This window comes from Streptomyces sp. NPDC033221 (assembly GCF_055577005.1).
Genome location: NZ_JBVIQN010000010.1, coordinates 62,140 through 78,934, shown reverse-complemented (window position 1 = coordinate 78,934; position 16,795 = coordinate 62,140). Strand labels below are relative to the sequence as shown.

Below are 16,795 nucleotides of genomic sequence, written 5' to 3'. Positions count from 1 at the left end.
CACTTCGTCGGACCACGCGGATGACGGAGTCGGCGGCTCCATCATCCGCACCCCTCATCGCACTGTCCGCCTATCCCATGGCCTCTCCCTCTTCCTCTTCCTCTTCGCCCCCGCTCCCCGGCTCAGCATCGACTACCTCGCGCCGGTACTGCGGGTGATCGAGGTCCATCTGCCGTGCCGCGTGCAGCGGCACCGGGTAACGGGCACGGTCGGACCAGAAGAGAGTCTGGTGACACAGGCGGGCGGTCATGGCTGCCAGCGCCTCACGTGCCTCGTCGGACGGGCCTCCGATGGGGAGGATTTCTGTTGCCGTCATGGCGTAGAAGTTCTGTGGCATCTCGCCTTTGCGGCGCTTCGAGCGGTCTTCCGATTGCACGGACTGCTCCGCTTCCCACCGGGTGCGCTTGGAGCCCAGCCGGCCGGCGCCGTTGCCGTCGTAGCCGCGAGGGACGTTGCACAGCAGCCATACCGGCGTGCCGAAGTCTGTGTCGACTTCGAAGAGCAGCGTCGAGGTGTCTTTGTCGACCGGTTCGGCGCCTTCCTTCTTGCCCATGTGGGTCACGCTGACGGGCTGGGGTACCTCGTCGTCCTCTGTGTTGAGGCGGATGACGGCCAGCGGGGCGTCCGCGCCGAGTCGTGCCCCAGGAAGTCGGTATCGGCTCCGGTTTCGGTCGTCGTCGTTTGCTGCCTGCCCTCGCTGTTCCCCGAGACGCAGATTCTGCAGGCCGTCCCACATCCGTCGTGCGGACTGTGCGTCCACTGTGACCGTGTACGGCACTCCGTCCAGTTCGTCGGCAAGGTCGCCGAGAGCGCGTTCCACCATGTCGGCGGCACCGTCCCACTTCTGTCGGTAACTCGTCATGTCGGCGGAGGGCTCGGGGTACGGCTGAGTATGGAAGGCGTTCTGAGCCGAGCAGTAAGGCCGCCACACGGGGGCCGTGGAGCTCCAGCCCAGCAGCGACCATGCCCCCTCCGGGGTCTGCGGCGGGACCAGTGCGGTGGCCGTAATGACGACCTTGGGCTCGCCCCTCTCGCCGTAACGGCGATTCTGCTGCCGCACATGCACCCCGACATGTGCCGTCTGATCCACTGGGAAGTCAGACTTGCCCTGGAGGGCGTTGGAGATCCGCTCGTCGGTGATTCCGAGCGAGCGGTACAGGTCGAGCAGCGCCATCTGTGCCGGGTGGTCCTCGCCTCCCGGCTCGACGACTCCCTCCTTCCCGCGCCCCACCAGGTACTGCGACGGGACGTCGAGGCGGGCCAGGACAGCCTTTGTCTGCGGTTTGGCGTCCAGGTCGGTCAGGTCACGGGCTTCGACGTCGGGGAAGTCGTCGCTGTTGGGGAATTCGGTCTCGCACCAGGCGCCGATCAGGACGCCGTCGCGTGATCTGAGCGAGGCGGCAACCGTCCCCACGGCCTCCGCTCGGTCCCGCCCATGACCTGGCCGCAGGAAGCCCGGCGCGTAGTGGAAGACGGCCGAGATGCGGTCCTGGTAGAGATCGAGCTCGTCGCCTTCTTTGGTGTCCAGGCCGACAGGGTCGAGCCCGAATGCGCGGCAGAACGTCTGCAGCATCCGCTGCCGGGTCTCGTCTCGGTACCACAGGCAGACGACGCGGAGCTTCTTGAAACCGGCCTCGTCCACGGAGGTGCAAAGCGACTGCGCCGACGGGAAGAGGCTTCCACACGGGCGCAGCGGTTCCTTGCTGCCGGTCCGTTCCCGCTCCTCCTTGCGGCGCTTCAATTCCTGGGCCGAAACCTTCTCAGGGTCGGTAGGGCGACGGGGCAAGGTCATCGCGGACTGGCGCATAGACAGGTGCTGTGCCTCGCCCCCGAAGACAGCTTCCGCATGGGCGCGCAAAAGCCGCAGGTGGTGCATGCCGACGCCGGTTCCGATGGGGTGCTGGTAGTTCTTCGCGGGGATGGGCCAGACCTGGCCAGGATGTTCGCGGGGGAACTGCAGCTTTTCCTTGAAGGCCCTGGCCCGCTCGTGGACTTTTTGCTCGCGCTCGGAGCGGTCGGCGATGGTCTGCAGAATCGAGTAGTCCATCTTGAGCCGGCCAAGCGCTTGCAGTGCCTGCCGAGGGACCGTCTTCGCACCGCCGCGCCCGTTGAGCTTGACTTCCAGGACCGGGTGGCCCTTGCCGTGCTGGACGGCCAGAGCTGTGGAGCTGAAGATCAGCGAGGAGGAGATGCGGGAGACGCGCGCGTCCAGGAGCAGTACAGGATGGTGCACGTTCGGCAACGTCTTCAGGCGCACCGATGTGCGGCACACGGCGTAGCGACCGCCCCCCTCGTTCTCCCAGGGATCGTCCAGAGCGACCAGACCGCCCGTGATGTCGGGGCGCAGGGTGATCTCACGTCCGTTGGAAAGCTGGAAGGGAACGCCTGCGAGGCGATCCGCCAGTCCCCAGCCCACGCTCTTGTACACCCAGTTCGGGGCATCCGGCTGCTCTCCCTTCGCCCCTGCCAGGTGCTCTCGCAGAGCGAATACCTGCTCAGGAGTCTGCGCGATACGCATAGCGAGCTCAGGCGGCCGTCGTAGGTCGATCGTCTCGATCTGCTCGCCGAGAGCGAGGCCGTGGGTCAGGGTGAAGGCTTTGGATAGGAGGCCACTGTCGATCGGCTGCCGGGATACCAGGAATGGTGATGCGCCCGTGGGTTCGAAGTGCACGTATCCACCAGTGATGACCTGGAGAACGGTCGTGGCGATGGTGTACGGCGCCTGGGCCTCCTCCTTGCCGAAGCGTTTCTTGCACTGGCCGTTGAAGGTGCTCCACAGCTTGCGGGTCTCCGCGTCCAGCCGGCGCACGTGGACCGTCGTTTCCCCCACCAGGCCGGGAGTGCATCGGTAGGCGAGAGTGTGCAGGTACTTGCCCGGCTCAAGGATCTGGTTGTTCACTCGTCTCTTCTTCTTTCAGTGGGTGAGGGTCGGGTCGATGCCGGCGTAGGAGAGGAAGGCGTTCAGAGCTTCCCCGTACAGATCGTTCATCTGCCGCTTCACCGCGGGCGGCCATTGTTCGTGGATGCGGCGCAGGACGGTTTCCAGGTCGGAGCTCCAGGTGTCTTCGTGGAAGGCGTAGTCGACCAGGTGCAGGACAGCCTCGGTGCCGCCCCGGCGGGCCCGCCCGGCCAGCTGGATCAGGTCAACGACAACGCCCGCGACCACCTCTTCCTGCAAGGACTTGGGCATCGAGGTGAACTGGGGGGCTGCGCGAAGGATCAGTTCGAGCCGCTGCCACGCGGCGGAGCGTGCCTCCTCCAGCGCGTCCTCGGGATCGGCCGCGCCGCCCTCCGGGAGTGCGTGGAGTCCGGCGGCGTTGACGCTGGCGTACATCTCTGCGGGTTCGGCGAACAGCGCCAGAGGACGGACACAGAGGTAGACCGAGCGCACCGCGGAGCGGATTCCAACGACGATGTTCAGGCCGCGAGCGATGAGAGACAGGGGGACGACCAGTACGTTGCCGTGTTGGGGGAAGTCCTCAAATTGCTCGGCCGTGAGCCTGGTGGCGATGTTCTCCCTGGGTAGGTCCGGGTCAGGGCTGTGCCGGTCGCCGTCCCGTACGGCGACGCAGAGCCCTTCGCGGTAGGTGCCAGCCTGGGCGATGCCGCGGGCGAGCCAGGCGCACTGTTGGTAGGAGTTGGCCACGACCAGGACGTGCGCGCGGTCCTTGTCCTTGGCTCGCTGTCGCTCCAGCTCCCGGTGAATGTACTGGTCGAACAGCTGCGTGCCGAGCTCGATCAAGGCTCCCTTCTTGCGGCTGGGGTGCTGGCCCGAGATTTTGATCGGCTCGCCGTACAGGGGGTGGCCCTCGCCGTACTCGATGCGGTGGCGTCGGGCGCGGATCGATCGTGCCTGGGCGTCGGTCATCCACCATCGCACAGGTGCATGGACGTGCTCACGCACCGCCTGGGGGAAGTAGGCCGTGGCGGACAGCCCCATGACAGGGCGCTCGACTCCGGCCAGGCAGAGTGAGACGAGGCCGCCCAGCTCGGCAGTGAAGGTGTGCGGGTCACCGGCGATGCTCTGCGCGACGAGTTCAGCGCTGCGTTCCCTGTCATCGAGGCCGGTCACCCGGTAACCCGTGAGGGAGCGCCCCAGCAGGCCAAGCGGAAGGACGGCCGAGACGGCACTCGGGCTGAGCGTTTCCGCGATTCGTTGCGCAGAGCGGAGCCCGGAGGGGCGGTGGTGCTGAGCGCAGGTCCGCAGTTCGGAGAGCGCTTCGTCCAGCTCTGTCATGGTCGCCCGGGTGACGAGAAGGTTGACCGCCTGGGCACGCCGGTGCGGGTCCTTCACCCGTGACTCCAGCAGCTGATGTAGATCGAGCTTCACCGCGTCCAGCAACCGTTGGCCGCGCGGGGCCACCAATGCCTCCAAGGCCCGGCGCACCTCGTCCCAGCCCACCTCCGTCGGATCGGTCTCCGCGACACGTGGCTGTAGGTAACGGGCGGGCATGAGACCCTGGAGACGCTGGGCTAGGTCAGCTGGAAGGTCGGCTTCTGCTGAAGTGTCCAGGTCCGGCCAGAGCAGGCGGATCAGCTGCCGATCGCGGCCGCGGGCCAGGTGCCAGCGCAGCCCGGTCCGGTCCGGAACACGATTCACGGCGCGCTCGTCGTCCAAGACGTCCAGGCGCAGCGCGTTGCTGCACACGGCGAGCAGCAGGAACTCCGCCATCAGCCGTACCTGGCCGACCGACGACAGTAGGTCTGCCTCGTCCGAGATCGGCAGTCTCTTCGCGTCCGTGTCCATCTCCTGCGGTACCGCCGTCCAGTGCCGTCGCGAGTGCAGGACGACCTCGCCGGCGCATCGGTCCACCGCTCTCGACTGGAACTGGTCGACCTCGTCGACAAGGACGGCGTGGCAGGTGCGCAACGCGAACTCGGCAACGCTCACCCCGTGGACGGGCCGTCCGTCGAGGTTCACGCCGATGCGCAGGTTGCCCTGAAGGAAGGCGAAGTGGTTCGTCACGACCACGTGCGCCGAGCAGGCTTCGTAGACAGGGGCGAATTTGCCACAGGTGGGAATCCAGGGGCAGGCAGATGCGCCCACGCCTTGTCGGTACAGGGACAGACAGGGCTCCCGGCCAGGCGGGTAGTCGGCGCTGGACTCCAGCAGCGGTCGCTGGGCGCAGCCGTAGGAGAGCGGATCCACGTCTCGTTCGCCGCTCTCACCCCACTCCCCAGGTGCCTGCGGATCCTCGTCGATGAGCCGGGCCAGCTTGTGCGCGCGCTCGTGCATGCCGGAGGACGACATCAGGTGCGCGCAGCCGGTCTCATGCTCGATGACGCCGAGGTCCTGCAGGACGTGCAAGTCGGACCGGATCTTGCGGGTGGTGGCCAGGCACGCCTTGATGTCGGGCAGCACGATGGTCACCCGGTGGCCCTGCTGGGCGAACCAGGCAGCCAGGACGCGCACCAGGACGCTTTTGCCTGTCCCGGTAGGGGCGTGAAAGATCTCCAGGCCGCCCGCCGTCATCCGCAGCGCTTCCTGCGGGCTGACGGAGTCGGACGTCTGCAGGACGGAGAACAGGCCCTTGAGCGTGGCGTGGAGGTAGCGCTTCTCCTCCGGCTCGCCGCTCTCGATCTGCGCGGCCAGTTCGAGCAGGTTCTCCGTGGGAATGCGGGGGTTGTCCAACGGGGACGCGGAGTCGACGTGCGGCAGGCGGTCGTGGCCAAACGCTTCGGTGAAGCCCGGATAGGTGGGGATCGTCAGCCGGCCGTGCACCTGTCCGACCTGGGGTACGTAGATTTCTCCCGTCTTCCAGGTTCCGGGGCCGGCGAACTCGGGGGGCTTCGGCCGCGCACTGGGCCGCCGGTACCGGGCGATCTGGCGGTCGACGTAGGCCAGCAGGTCACCGCCGACCCGAGGAACAGCCGCCTCGGCGGTGAGCGGATCACCGCCCACAGGCTCGAAGGTGAGCAGTTGCTGTGGTTCACCAGGGTTCTCTTCGCCGAAAGCCGCGAGAAGTGCGCGGGCGGCCGGGGTGAAGTTCCGTACGTCGCCGAGCCTGCCGGGGGCGTTGCGAAACACGTCGACGATGCGGCGGCGTTCCTCGCTCGTCAGTTCCGGCCATCGGTCCCACGCCCGGAACTGCCCGGTCAGCAGGAAGGCCGCTTTGCGGAAGGGGGCGGCGGGCGCATCGCCGCCCACGGACGTGTCGGGAAAGTAATGGGCGGCCAGTGCGAGCGCGGCGCACAGGGCTGTCCTCTCTGCGGAAGGCGACCGGGTCACGACCAGGCCACCCCCGAACGCTCACAAACCATCTCACCGAACTCGGACGCGGTAGTCACTTTCAATCCATACTTCTCCCCCACCCCCGACAGAAGGGGCACCTGGGTGGCCCGGTGGTCCGGAACCACCAGCCACTCCGCTCCGCCGCTGTCGCCTTCCTGCGCGTGGATCAGCTGCGCGAGCGCGGTGCCCGAGGTGTAGTCCTTCACATCCACGCGGAGTTCCTCCTCCTTCCGGGCTCGCTTGCGCCCGACATGCACACGAAGGTCGTAGGCATCCAGGGCGGGCCACATCTCCACCTTGAGGCCACACTCGACCAACCGGTCCCGCAGGGCCAGCTCCGCCAGCCCAGGGACGCAGGTGTACCGCCACACACCCCGGACCAGGGCCTTGTGTCCCTCGACGGGTCTCGCCTCCGGGACGATCTCCAGGTCGGGCCAGAGGACGGCTTCCCGGCCAAGCGGGGGTGGCGGAGGTGGTTCCGGCAATAGTTCGGGCGGCACAATCCCCTCGACAGGGCGGAAGCGGTAGGAAGCGCCCATCTCCTGATGCGGCCTGTGCCAGCAGGCGACCACACCGATCTGCCGACCCGCCTCATGGCGCAACGCAACGCGCATCGGCCACCGGCACACCGGACACGCGAACCACCAGCCCCGGTACGTCGAGGCGTAGGGGATGTCCCCGTACAGATCCACGATCAGCGGAGGCAGTCGCAGTTCATTCAGTTCGCTCACCGGGCCCGCCGGGTAGCGGATCAGGTCGGTACGTCCGCTCTCGTAGACCTTCTGGTTACCCGCCTTGCACAACTGAGCGAAGGCCGTCTCCTGCGCAACCTCGTCATCCAAGTCACGCGCACTGATCAGACCGGCGCCCCGGCCCCTCTTTTGCAGGACACGAAGCACCAGACGCTGCTCCGCGTCGATGTCGAATGCGTCTTCCGTGACGTGCCCGTCGGAATCGACCGCGCGCAGTTCGTCGACGTCCCACCCGGGAACGCCCTCGGGCAAGAGCCGGGAGGGATCACCGCGCACCTGACGCCGGAAGTCAGCGAAGGACAGCTCGCTTCCCGGACCACGCGCAGCCAACAGCGCACCATGGCACTCCATCAGCGTCCCGAGACGGGAGGAGGGCTTCACACCGGGGGCCGTCACCGCGTCGGCGGCACGCAGCACCGAGCGCGCCACGAGGGACTTCACCCAGATCTCATCGACCGGCCGAACATCATCGTTCGTCGCGTTCTCCATGAGTCCAGAGGGTAGAAGCCACCACTGACAATCCGCCTGGCGACTTAAGGCAAAGACGTATTACGAGTCACCGTCAGCGATTAGCGTGAAGCCTGTGAGATCGACCCGGGGGTATCGCTGACGGTACTCGTCCAGGTACTCGACTGCGTGCCGCAGACCCACCGGGGTCAGCTTCCACCGATAACCGACGACGTGGCTCCCGTCGGCCGCGAGCACCGGCACCTCGTCGATGAATCCGCGACTCGGCCGCCCTGCCGACTTACTCTTGTAACCGACACCCAGGTAGAACGGCGCCCGGCCGGACAGTGTGTCTCCCTCCAGACCGTCCGGGCCCGCCCTGGCCACCCGGGCCAAGACGCCCCACAGCCACTCGGACAGCAGCGGCATATCGGGCTGCTGCTCCGCGGACTCCCCCAGCCCCACGCGAGCGGCTGCCCTACCCCGCCTCGTCATCTCCACCCGCACCCTGGTCACCTCGCCTGCTACCGGGTGGCGCACTACATCAGTGCTGGTCACCAACAGCCCGCGGCGTTCCAGAGCATGCACGGTCGCACCGGCTCCGGGATCGTGAACGCCCGTGTAACGCAATCGCTCCTGCAACCGCGTATAGCCCACGACGCGTGCTGGTGCACGCAGAGCGAGAGGCAGCTTGCGCCACTCCGCAGGCCGCGGCACCGGCAGATGGTGGACCCTGCGCATCCACATCTCCGTCTCCGTCATGCGCTCATCACGCAGGACTTCGCCGAGGTAGACCCGCTGCCGCTCGTTCAACGACCGCCAGGCAGCGTCAGCCGACCCGCTCGGTGCCCTCGGGGCCCGTCGCCTCGGCCGCACCGGCGCCGGCTCGTCGGGGCGGGTACGCATCCAGGCGTCCACCACCATGCGCACCGGCACGCCATAGATCTTGGCCAGAGCGGCGGGAAGTCGTCCCACCACGTCGTGGTCCCGCCAGTTCCGGCCACGTACGGGACGTCCCTGTTCCAGAGCGGAGAGCCGCGGCGCAGACAGACAGAGGTCACGCCCGACGGATGTCCTGCGCAATAGCTCGACTGCCCGGTCGAGCGGCAGGCCGGCAGCGAAACGCAGGTCGACGAGCCCTTCCTCACCCCGGCGGACCCCGGTGAGCTCCTCCACATCGCAGCGCAGCGCCTCGGCCATCTTCTGCAGCCGCTGCGGAGTCGGCGTGTGCCTGCCCTCCTCATAGAAGAACACCATGCGCGTCGACACACCGATTCGCCGGGCAAGTTCAGCCTTCGACAATCCTGCCTGCTCACGCAGCGCCGCGAGGCGTCCGGGTGTGATCATGCGCTTGGGCAGTGGCATGTCTCCATAAAACTGCAATGAAGACTTCATGGCAAAGGCATCTAGCGTCGCTGGTAACCCTTCTCTGTGTCGCCCACACGTACAGGCCATGCGCTGGGCCCCTGGATGCCGTCACCGCAGTGGACAAGAAGCATCGGTCGGCCGGATAGACCCACGACGGGGTGGGGACGTAGGACATGTCGGCAGCCGAGATAGGGAGGGCCGAGTATGGGAACGGTGCTGTTGGTGCTGGCCGGGGTGGCTGTCATCACGGCCTTGTACGCGTCGGGCAACGCGAGACACGGGCCGAGCGGGCGCGGCTCGCGGAGCAGGACCGCGTACAGGCCCGCCGATCATTGGACACGGTGTGGGTGATGGTCGACCGAAAGCTTGTGGTGTACATAGCCGAGCTGTCCCGACGGGAGGCTGCACCGCGTCCAGCGCGTCAACAGCGCCGATGGTCTGGACGCCGATGCAAGATCGCGACCCAGTGCAAGCGGTATGCGAGACATCGCTCGATCGGCAGCCGGGGCTTTCAAACGTTCAACGCCACCGTCCGCTCCGACACGGAGCCGACGCCTCACCAAGCCAGCCTTCGTCTTCGCCTGCAGGCACCAACTAGCGCTCGTCGACATCGATCACCTGGGCTTCTGGAACAGCGGCATGCCGCTACCCAAGCTTCTGGACCTGGACATCGGCCGCTCCTAGAACAACCGGACATCTGAGGGAACCGGGACTCCCCACCGTGCCCGCGCGAGTCTCTGACCATCGGAAAGGGCCAGTTTCTCTGGTCTCAGTTTTGGTCTCATTCGCCCCCGTCCAGCGCCGTTCGCCGCCCACCTTGCTCCCCGGCCCGCCCCAGGCCAGGACACCCCTGTCCCCCACCGAACCCGCAGACGAAGACTTGGAAAGCGTGTTGGGGGCAACCCCTCACGAGTTCGAATCTCGTATCCTCCGCCAGTGCCTCACCGGGCACTACGTCGAAGGCCCCTACCGTCCGCGGTGGGGGCCTTCGTCGCGTTCCGGAGCGGCTTCCAGCGGCTTCCGGTTCGGTCGACCGCCGGGGCGCCTCCCGGGCGGCCGTGTCCTGGGCGTGGGGTCGGTCACACGCGAGTGCCGCGCCCGGCTGGAAGGCCGTCCGGAAGCCCGCCCGGAAGCGGTTGCGCTTCCGGACGGGCCCGGTCTGCCGGCGGGACGGCCGTCAGAACTGCTGCTGCTTCGCCCCCGGCGGGAGGAAGCAGGACGTGCTGACGGAGAGGCGCAGGGTGTTCGGGGGCTTCACCGTGTCGGCGATGATCAGGAACTTTTCGGTGGGCTGCTTGCCGTAGAGGGTCACCTTCTGGGCCTCCGCCTCCTCCGTGTAGTCGGAGACGTTGACGCCGTGGTCCTTCAGGGCCGCGCGCAGCTTCCGTACGGCCGCGATGTGCTGTGCGCGGGGCAGGTGGGCGTACACGGTGTACGTGAGGCTGAAGCGGCCGTCTTCGGCCACCTCGTCGTTCTTGCCGACGCAGGACTCGAAGTCGGTGAACGGTCCGGGGCTGTCGGCGATCGTCACCTCGGCGTAGTGCGCCATGGTCGAGGTGTAGCTCTTGGCCCAGTTGAGGGCGTCTTCCCGGCTCTTGCGCGGCAGGGGGGCGTTGATGTTGTCGGACGGCTGGTCGGCGCGGTCGGACGGCTGGGACACGCAGGCTCCGGTGAACAGGAGGGACAGGAGGGACAGGGCGAGCAGGGGGCGGGAGAACGGTCTGCGGCTGCGGCGTACGGGCGCGTCGGAGGACAGACCGCCGCCCGTCCGGGGCGCGTCGGAGGACGGGCCGCGGCTCACGGGTGGGGTCCCAGCGGGACGTTCGGGCGGTTCGGGTCGCCGACCGGTTCCTTGGGGGCGGGGGTCGGCGAGGAGCCGGCGATGATCTTCCCCTGGTTGGCGAGGCTCTGGCTGGGGCCGTCCTTCGTCTCGTCCCAGTAGCCGCTGTGCCCCTCGGTGTCGACCTTGAACCGGTGCCCGCCGAACATGTCCGTGATGGCGGGGTCCGAGCCGAGGGTCGCGCCGGCGGCCCACTTGATGCCGTCGTCCTCCGCCCGGCCGACATAGACGTGGTCGGGGTCGATGTTGAGCTCGTCCGCGTTCCGTACGGTCATGCCGGGGCTGCCGACCACGGCGATGTCGTCGGCGCCCAGGCCCCCGTCGTGCGCGGCGGCGGCGCCGACCACGGTGGAGCCGTAGCTGTGGCCGAGCACGGTGAGGTGCGCCGGTTCGCCCTGGTGGGAGGCGCGCAGTCCGTGGGTGAAGTTCCGCAGGTCCGGTGCGGCGTCCTCGGCCCGGCCGGTGCCGGCGACGGAGAGGTTCGCGGCCTGGGAGACGGGTATCTCCGGGGTGTCGTAGCCGAGCCAGTAGACCGTCGACGTGCTCGCCGTCGGGTCTTCGCGCATGGCGGCGCGCTGGAGCTTGTCGATGCGGTCGAGCTGTCCGCCGGTGGACTCCATGGTGGTGTCGGTGCCGGGCACCTGGACGGCGACGTTGTCCGCCGTGTCGGGATTCCCCTGGGCGATCACGGCCTTGCCGTCGCCCTTGGGGTCGAAGTCGAGCAGGAAGAGCTCCTTGCGGCCGGTCTCGCCGTCCCGCTTGTCCATTTCGCGCTGCAGCGTCTGGAGGTTGTTGAGGCGCTTGTTGTAATCGTCGGTGGAGTACTTGTCGTGGTACTCGTAGTTCTCCATCCCGCTCAGCTCCTGCTCCAGGGCGAGCCGGTTGGCGTCGTCACGGACGTTGGAGGGCAGGCCGTCGGTCTTGCCGATCACCTCCGGGTGGAGAGCGGCCAGGGAGGCGCGCTGGTCCGGCGTGAGGTCGTTCCACCACTTGGCGGCTTCCTTGGGGTCCTCCGGCGCGACGGGGGCGGCCAGCAGGTCCATCTTCTTGCCCAGTTGGGCGACGTCGTCCCGGGCCTCGCCCGCGGAGTCGTCGATGTTGCCCTGGAGGATGTCGCCGTCGAGGACACCGAGGCCCTTGGCGGCCTCTTCGTCGGCCTCCTTGGCGTCGTCGAGGGCGATGTCGATGTCCCGCTGGTACGTGTCCATCAGCATGGAGAGGGAGGCCCGGTCGGCCTGGGCCTGGGTGTCGTCACCGGCTGTGGCCTCCTTCTGGCTCGCCGACGGCGACAGCTTGCCGTCGTCCCCCACGACGAAGCCCTCGGCCTCGGCGCCCTTCACGCTGTCGCGCAGGCTCTTCTGGGCCGCTTGGAACTTGGCGTGCGCGACGGTGATGACTTCGGCGATGGCCATCGCCTCCGTACGGACGATCCCGAAACGTTTCTCCAGGTCTTCGAGGAAGAAGAGCGCCGCGTTGGCGTCGTCACCCTCCCACTGGGCGTGCAGCGGCCCGGTCACCTTGGAGCGGTGCTGGTCGTTGAGCGTGTCCATGGTGGTGGACAGCTTTCGCCACGCCGCGGCCGATTCCTCGAAGTCGGAGAGATCCTGCTTCAAGAGGCGTGCGTATATGGAACTCACTTGCGCTTTCCCCCGTCGGGACGGTTTCCCGTGTCGGTGTCATGAGAAATCCGGGCGGTCATGAAGGGTCCGGGTGGGTGGGTGGTGGGTGGGAAGGGGCCGGTGGGTGTGACAGTGACTGTGGAGGTAACTGTGAACAGGCCCGGTCGCGGTGGCCCCGAGCAGCCCACCCGTCCCTGCTCACCCGAAGGGCGAGCCGTCGACCGGGGCCGACATGGGCTTGGCCTTCGCCATGTCCTCCGGCGTCCACTTCGCGCCGGGATCCGGGCCGGTGTACGCGGGGCCGTCGGTCCCGGGCCGGTTGGCGCCCGGCATGGGATGCGTGCCCTCGGAACCGACCGCACCCGGTCCGCCGATGGCGCCACCCGGACCCGGCAGCCGGCTCGCGCCCGGCATCGGGTGAGTACCTTCCGAACCCACCGCACCCGGCCCCCCGATGGCACCACCGTCGCGATCGAGGAAACGGTTCGCTCCCGGCATCGGGGAACTGCCCTCGGAACCGACGGCACCGGGTCCGCCGATGGCACCACCCGGGCCCGGCAGACGGTTCCCGCCCGGCGTGGGATGGGTGCCCTCCGAGCCCACCGCGCCCGGCCCGCCGATGGCGCCCGGACCACTCGCGGGCGCGCTCATCGACTGCAGCCCCGACTGGGTCTGCGCCTGGTCGCCGGTCTTCTCGAAGTCCCGGTAGGTGTCCTGATCGTTCCACTCGTGACCGGATGCGGTCGCACGGAGATTGTTCGCGCCCGATTTCGCACGGGCGTGCATCCCGTCCAAGGAGGGCTTCCAGCTGTCGGCGATCTGCTGGAGAGCCGTACCGACCGCCCATCCCTTGAGCGCCTGGGCGGCGTCCTTGGACGTGGAGATCGCCTTGTTGTTCGGGTCCTTCATGTCGTCCGCTATCGCGTCCTCGGCCTGCGCGGACGAACGCAGCTCCGCCGGGTCAACCGCCGTCTTACCGGACACTCGTGTGACACCCTCCCCCGTAGTTGTCATGCCGCTGGCAGATTACCCAACGCCAACCGGGCGCCTGACCAGGGCCACAGGCCGGGACGTCAGGCCGGCTGGCACGCGACGACGGCCGGGCGGCAAGTCGCGGGGGGCCAAACCATGAAGATGCCCTCGCCGGTGCCCGTGCCGGTGCCGTGTCATACGTCCCGTGACAGGCGTACTTCACGCCTTAGCCAGGGTCGCTCCCGTGCGGTACAGCTCCACAAGCAGTGGGCGCAGGGACTGGCCTGCCGGGGTGAGGCGGTAGCGGGTTCGTACGGGAAAGCCCGGGAGGCGTTCGTGGGTCAGGAGGCCGCGTTGTTCGAGGGTGCGCAAGCGGTCGGTGAGTACCTTGGGGCTGATTTCGGGGAGGCGCGTGCTCAGGGTGCGGAAGGAATGCGGGCCGTGCATCAGCTCGCGCCGGACGAGGGTTGTCCAGCGGCCGGAGATGGCGGCGAGGGCGATTTCGACCGGGCAGTCGGGGTCGGGGCGGGTGGTGCGTCCGCGGACGTCGGGTACGAGTCGCCGTCCCAGCCGGTGGGCGTGCCGGGCCGGGCCGCCGCGGCAGGGCCGGGTAGGTGAGTTTCTGTTTGGTGAGCTACTTCGGAGGCGGCTTTGCTGCCGTCATGAGCGTCGAACCGAACATCGAACGGGGCCATGCGCCCACTGTTTCCCTGACCACCGTCCCGGAGCAACACCCGGCGGTATTCGCCGCCGCCTTCAACACCGGGGAAGTCGCCGAAATGGTGCGGGTCTATGAGCCGGGCGGCGTCTTCGTCCCGCGTCCCGGCCGGCCGGTTACCGGGGAGGCCCTGGCCGAGGCGACGGCAGACCACCTCGGATCGGGGCTGCCGATCACCGTACGGCCCCGGCATACGTACGTCGCCGACGACATCGCGCTGCTGATCGTCGACTGGGTCATCGACGGTCCCGGGCCGGACGACGGTCACGTGCACATCGAGGGCACGGCCACGGGCGTTGCGCGTCGGGGAGCGGACGGGCTGTGGCGTTATGTCATCGACAATCCGTTCGGGACGGAACGCGTACCTGTCTGACGGTGAGTGGCGGGGAGGGAGTGGCACCCGGGCCGGTCTGGTGGCTTTCCCCTGGCTGGGTAACCGGGCTTCCATGGGTGAGATTCTGGTCGGTACGTGTTCGTGGACGGATCGGGCGCTGGTTTCCAGTGGGTGGTATCCGCCGGGGCGGCGGGACGCGGAGGGGCGGTTGCGGCATTACGCGGGGCGGTTTCCGGTGGTGGAGGTCGATGCCACGTACTACTCGCTGCCGAGTGAGCGCAACAGCCGGTTGTGGGCGGAGCGGACGCCGGACGGGTTCCGGTTTGATGTGAAGGCGTTTTCGTTGCTCACCGGGCATCCGACGCGGCCTGCCGCATTGCCCGTCGATCTGCGGTCGGCCGCCGCGCGGCGCAGGGAGTACGCGAACGGGGACGACGGCGGGCTGCTGGACGAGGTGTGGCGGCGGTTCAGTGGGGCGGTCGGGCCGCTGCGGGCAGCCGGGCGGCTCGGCACGTTGCTGTTCCAGTTTCCGCCGTGGTTCGCGCCGGGCGCGCGGGCGGAGGCGTTTCTCAGGCGGTGCCGGGAGCGTACGGAAGGCTGGCCGGTGGCGGTGGAATTCCGCCATCCCGAGTGGTGGCGGGACAGGGAACGGCAGGCGTCGACGGCGGCGATGCTGGAGGAGCTGGGGGTGGCCACGGTGGCCGTGGACATGGTGCAGACGTTGCCTGTGTCGATACCTCCGGTCACTCCCGTCACGGACGACCGGTTGGCTGTGGTGCGCTTTCACGGCCGTAACTCCGCCTGGGGTACGGGGAGTAAGGAGGAGCGGTTCCGGTACGCCTATACGGAGGCGGAGTTGGCGGAATGGGTGCCGCGCCTACGAGCGATGGCGGAGCGGACCGGTCGGGTGCACGTGCTGTTCAACAACTGCTGCGCGGACGCGGCTGTACGCGCAGCCGAGTCGATGAGGGAGTTGCTCGGCCTGCCGCAGGGGGCGGAATAAGGGGTGGGAGCGCACACGAATGCCCCGGGGGCGCGCGGTGGTTGGGGATGACACGCGCGGAATGTGGGGAATGTAGTGGGGAGGGCTCACTGACGGGTGCTTACTGACGGGGGCTTGCTGCGAAGGGCTTGCATCGTTTTCGGGCGAGAAGGTCCTCCGGGCCTATCGCGCGACTCGTTGCCTCACTTCCCACCACGAAAGCCACCACCGGTGGCCACCACCGAAAGGCACCTCATGCTGCACGGCGTCGACATCTCCGCCCACAACACCTCGTACGACGCGAAGGGCCTGGACTTCGTGTTCATCAAGGCGACCGAGGGGCGTTCCTACGCCAGTCCGCATCGGGCGGATCAGGCGGCCAAGGCCCGGGAAGCGGGGTGTGTGGTCGGCTTCTACCACTTCCTGTGGCCCGGGAACATCGAGGCGCAGGCCAGGTACTTCGTCGAGAAGTGCGGCGCGAAGGACGGCGATCTGCTCGCCGCCGACTGGGAGACGACGAGTTCCGGTACGCATGCGAGCGGGGCGCAGAAGGACCAGTTCCTGCGGGAGGTGAAGAAGCTCGCTCCGCGCCATCGCGTGCTGCTGTACACCAACGTGTCCTTCTGGAAGGGGCACGACACCACGTCGTACGCGGCGGACGGGCTGTGGATCGCCGATTACGTGAGCCCCGGCAAGCCGCGGATCAAGGGCAAGTGGCTCATCCACCAGCACACCGACCGGCCGCTGGACAAGAACGTCGCGCAGTTCGAGAACCGCGACGCGCTCAAGAAGTGGGCCGCCGGCGGGTAGAAATAAGCACGTACCGATGCTCGTATCAACTCGTCGACTCGTGCGTGACCATCAGGGGGAGCACTCATGAAGGCTGCGGTCTATCTCGCGCATCCGCGTCCGGGCAGTTTCAATCACGCGCTGGCCGATGCCGTCGCCGCGGAGCTGGGTGGCCGGGGGTGCCAGGTCGTCACGCACGATCTGTATGCCGAGGGGTTCGATCCGCTGTTGTCCGCGGACGGTACGGAGACGGTACGGGCGGCCGAGGAGCCGGATGACGCGTGGACGGCGCGCCACCGGGCCGAGGTGGCGACGCTCGATGCCATGGTGTTCGTCCATCCGAACTGGTGGGGCATGCCGCCGGCCGTGCTGGCGGGGTGGGTGCAGCGGGTGCTGGCGCCCGGTGTCGCCTACAAGCTCGGGTCCGCGGACGGGGAGCCCGTCGGCCTGCTGAGGGCCGGGCGGGCGCTGGTGCTGAACACGTCCGACACTCCCGCCGAGCGTGAGGAGCGCGAGTTCGGTGACCCGCTGCAGCGGATCTGGGCGGCGTGCGTCCTGCCGTACGTGGGTGTCACGGACGTCCGGCGGCATGTCTTCCGTACCGTCTCCGACTCGACCGAGGCCGACCGGTCGGCGTGGCTGCGTGAGGCACGGGCTCAGGCAGCCGCGCTTCTGGTCCAGGTGTGCTGTCCCCGGATGTCGGATGACAGGTGACGCGCCCACGACGGGTGCTTGACCGCGG

At 68.2% G+C, this 16,795-nt stretch carries 12 protein-coding genes; 4 read left to right on the top strand and 8 right to left on the bottom strand.

The genetic code is table 11. The annotated features are described in order from the left end of the window. Window positions 1-70: 70 nt before the first annotated feature. From ACZ53K_RS15630 to ACZ53K_RS15595, 8 genes are all read right to left on the bottom strand, one after another. On the bottom strand, window positions 71-2,899 hold the full coding sequence (locus tag ACZ53K_RS15630) for an RNaseH domain-containing protein (RefSeq protein WP_468836123.1): 2,829 nt from the start codon (window positions 2,897-2,899) through the stop codon (window positions 71-73). Window positions 2,900-2,914: 15 nt separating this feature from the next. Beyond that, window positions 2,915-6,229: a hypothetical protein gene (locus ACZ53K_RS15625; protein WP_468836120.1), complete on the bottom strand. Its 3,315-nt coding sequence runs from the start codon at window positions 6,227-6,229 to the stop codon at window positions 2,915-2,917. Further along, window positions 6,226-7,473: a restriction endonuclease-related protein gene (locus tag ACZ53K_RS15620; RefSeq protein WP_468836117.1), complete on the bottom strand. Its 1,248-nt coding sequence runs from the start codon at window positions 7,471-7,473 to the stop codon at window positions 6,226-6,228. Before ACZ53K_RS15620 ends, ACZ53K_RS15625 begins: the two co-directional genes overlap by 4 nt. A gap of 60 nt (window positions 7,474-7,533) precedes the next feature. Then, a complete protein-coding gene (locus tag ACZ53K_RS15615) occupies window positions 7,534-8,796 on the bottom strand; it encodes a helix-turn-helix domain-containing protein (RefSeq protein WP_468836115.1) in 1,263 nt (420 codons plus the stop codon). Window positions 8,797-9,976: 1,180 nt separating this feature from the next. Continuing rightward, window positions 9,977-10,600, bottom strand: coding sequence for a hypothetical protein (locus tag ACZ53K_RS15610; protein WP_468836112.1), 624 nt, complete (start codon window positions 10,598-10,600; stop codon window positions 9,977-9,979). Beyond that, window positions 10,597-12,252 carry an alpha/beta hydrolase gene (locus ACZ53K_RS15605; protein WP_468836110.1) on the bottom strand — a complete coding sequence of 552 codons (1,656 nt, stop codon included), beginning with the start codon at window positions 12,250-12,252 and terminating at the stop codon, window positions 10,597-10,599. Before ACZ53K_RS15605 ends, ACZ53K_RS15610 begins: the two co-directional genes overlap by 4 nt. Window positions 12,253-12,456: 204 nt before the next feature. Continuing rightward, the gene (locus ACZ53K_RS15600) at window positions 12,457-13,242 is read right to left on the bottom strand and encodes a hypothetical protein (RefSeq protein WP_468836107.1); all 786 of its coding nucleotides are present in this window, start codon (window positions 13,240-13,242) and stop codon (window positions 12,457-12,459) included. Between the two features lie 207 nt (window positions 13,243-13,449). Then, window positions 13,450-13,677 carry a winged helix-turn-helix transcriptional regulator gene (locus ACZ53K_RS15595; RefSeq protein WP_468836104.1) on the bottom strand — a complete coding sequence of 76 codons (228 nt, stop codon included), beginning with the start codon at window positions 13,675-13,677 and terminating at the stop codon, window positions 13,450-13,452. Between the two features lie 215 nt (window positions 13,678-13,892). On the opposite strand from ACZ53K_RS15595, the gene ACZ53K_RS15590 reads away from it, so the two are divergent. The 4 genes from ACZ53K_RS15590 (at window position 13,893) to ACZ53K_RS15575 (ending at window position 16,767) form a co-directional block, all read left to right on the top strand. Next, on the top strand, window positions 13,893-14,321 hold the full coding sequence (locus ACZ53K_RS15590; protein WP_468836102.1) for a YybH family protein: 429 nt from the start codon (window positions 13,893-13,895) through the stop codon (window positions 14,319-14,321). A 73-nt stretch (window positions 14,322-14,394) separates the two neighbouring features. Continuing rightward, a complete protein-coding gene (locus tag ACZ53K_RS15585) occupies window positions 14,395-15,285 on the top strand; it encodes a DUF72 domain-containing protein (RefSeq protein WP_468836099.1) in 891 nt (296 codons plus the stop codon). 234 nt (window positions 15,286-15,519) lie between these two features. Further along, window positions 15,520-16,074, top strand: coding sequence for a glycoside hydrolase family 25 protein (locus ACZ53K_RS15580; protein WP_468836524.1), 555 nt, complete (start codon window positions 15,520-15,522; stop codon window positions 16,072-16,074). A gap of 66 nt (window positions 16,075-16,140) precedes the next feature. After that, window positions 16,141-16,767, top strand: coding sequence for an NAD(P)H-dependent oxidoreductase (locus ACZ53K_RS15575; RefSeq protein WP_468836096.1), 627 nt, complete (start codon window positions 16,141-16,143; stop codon window positions 16,765-16,767). Window positions 16,768-16,795: the final 28 nt, after the last annotated feature.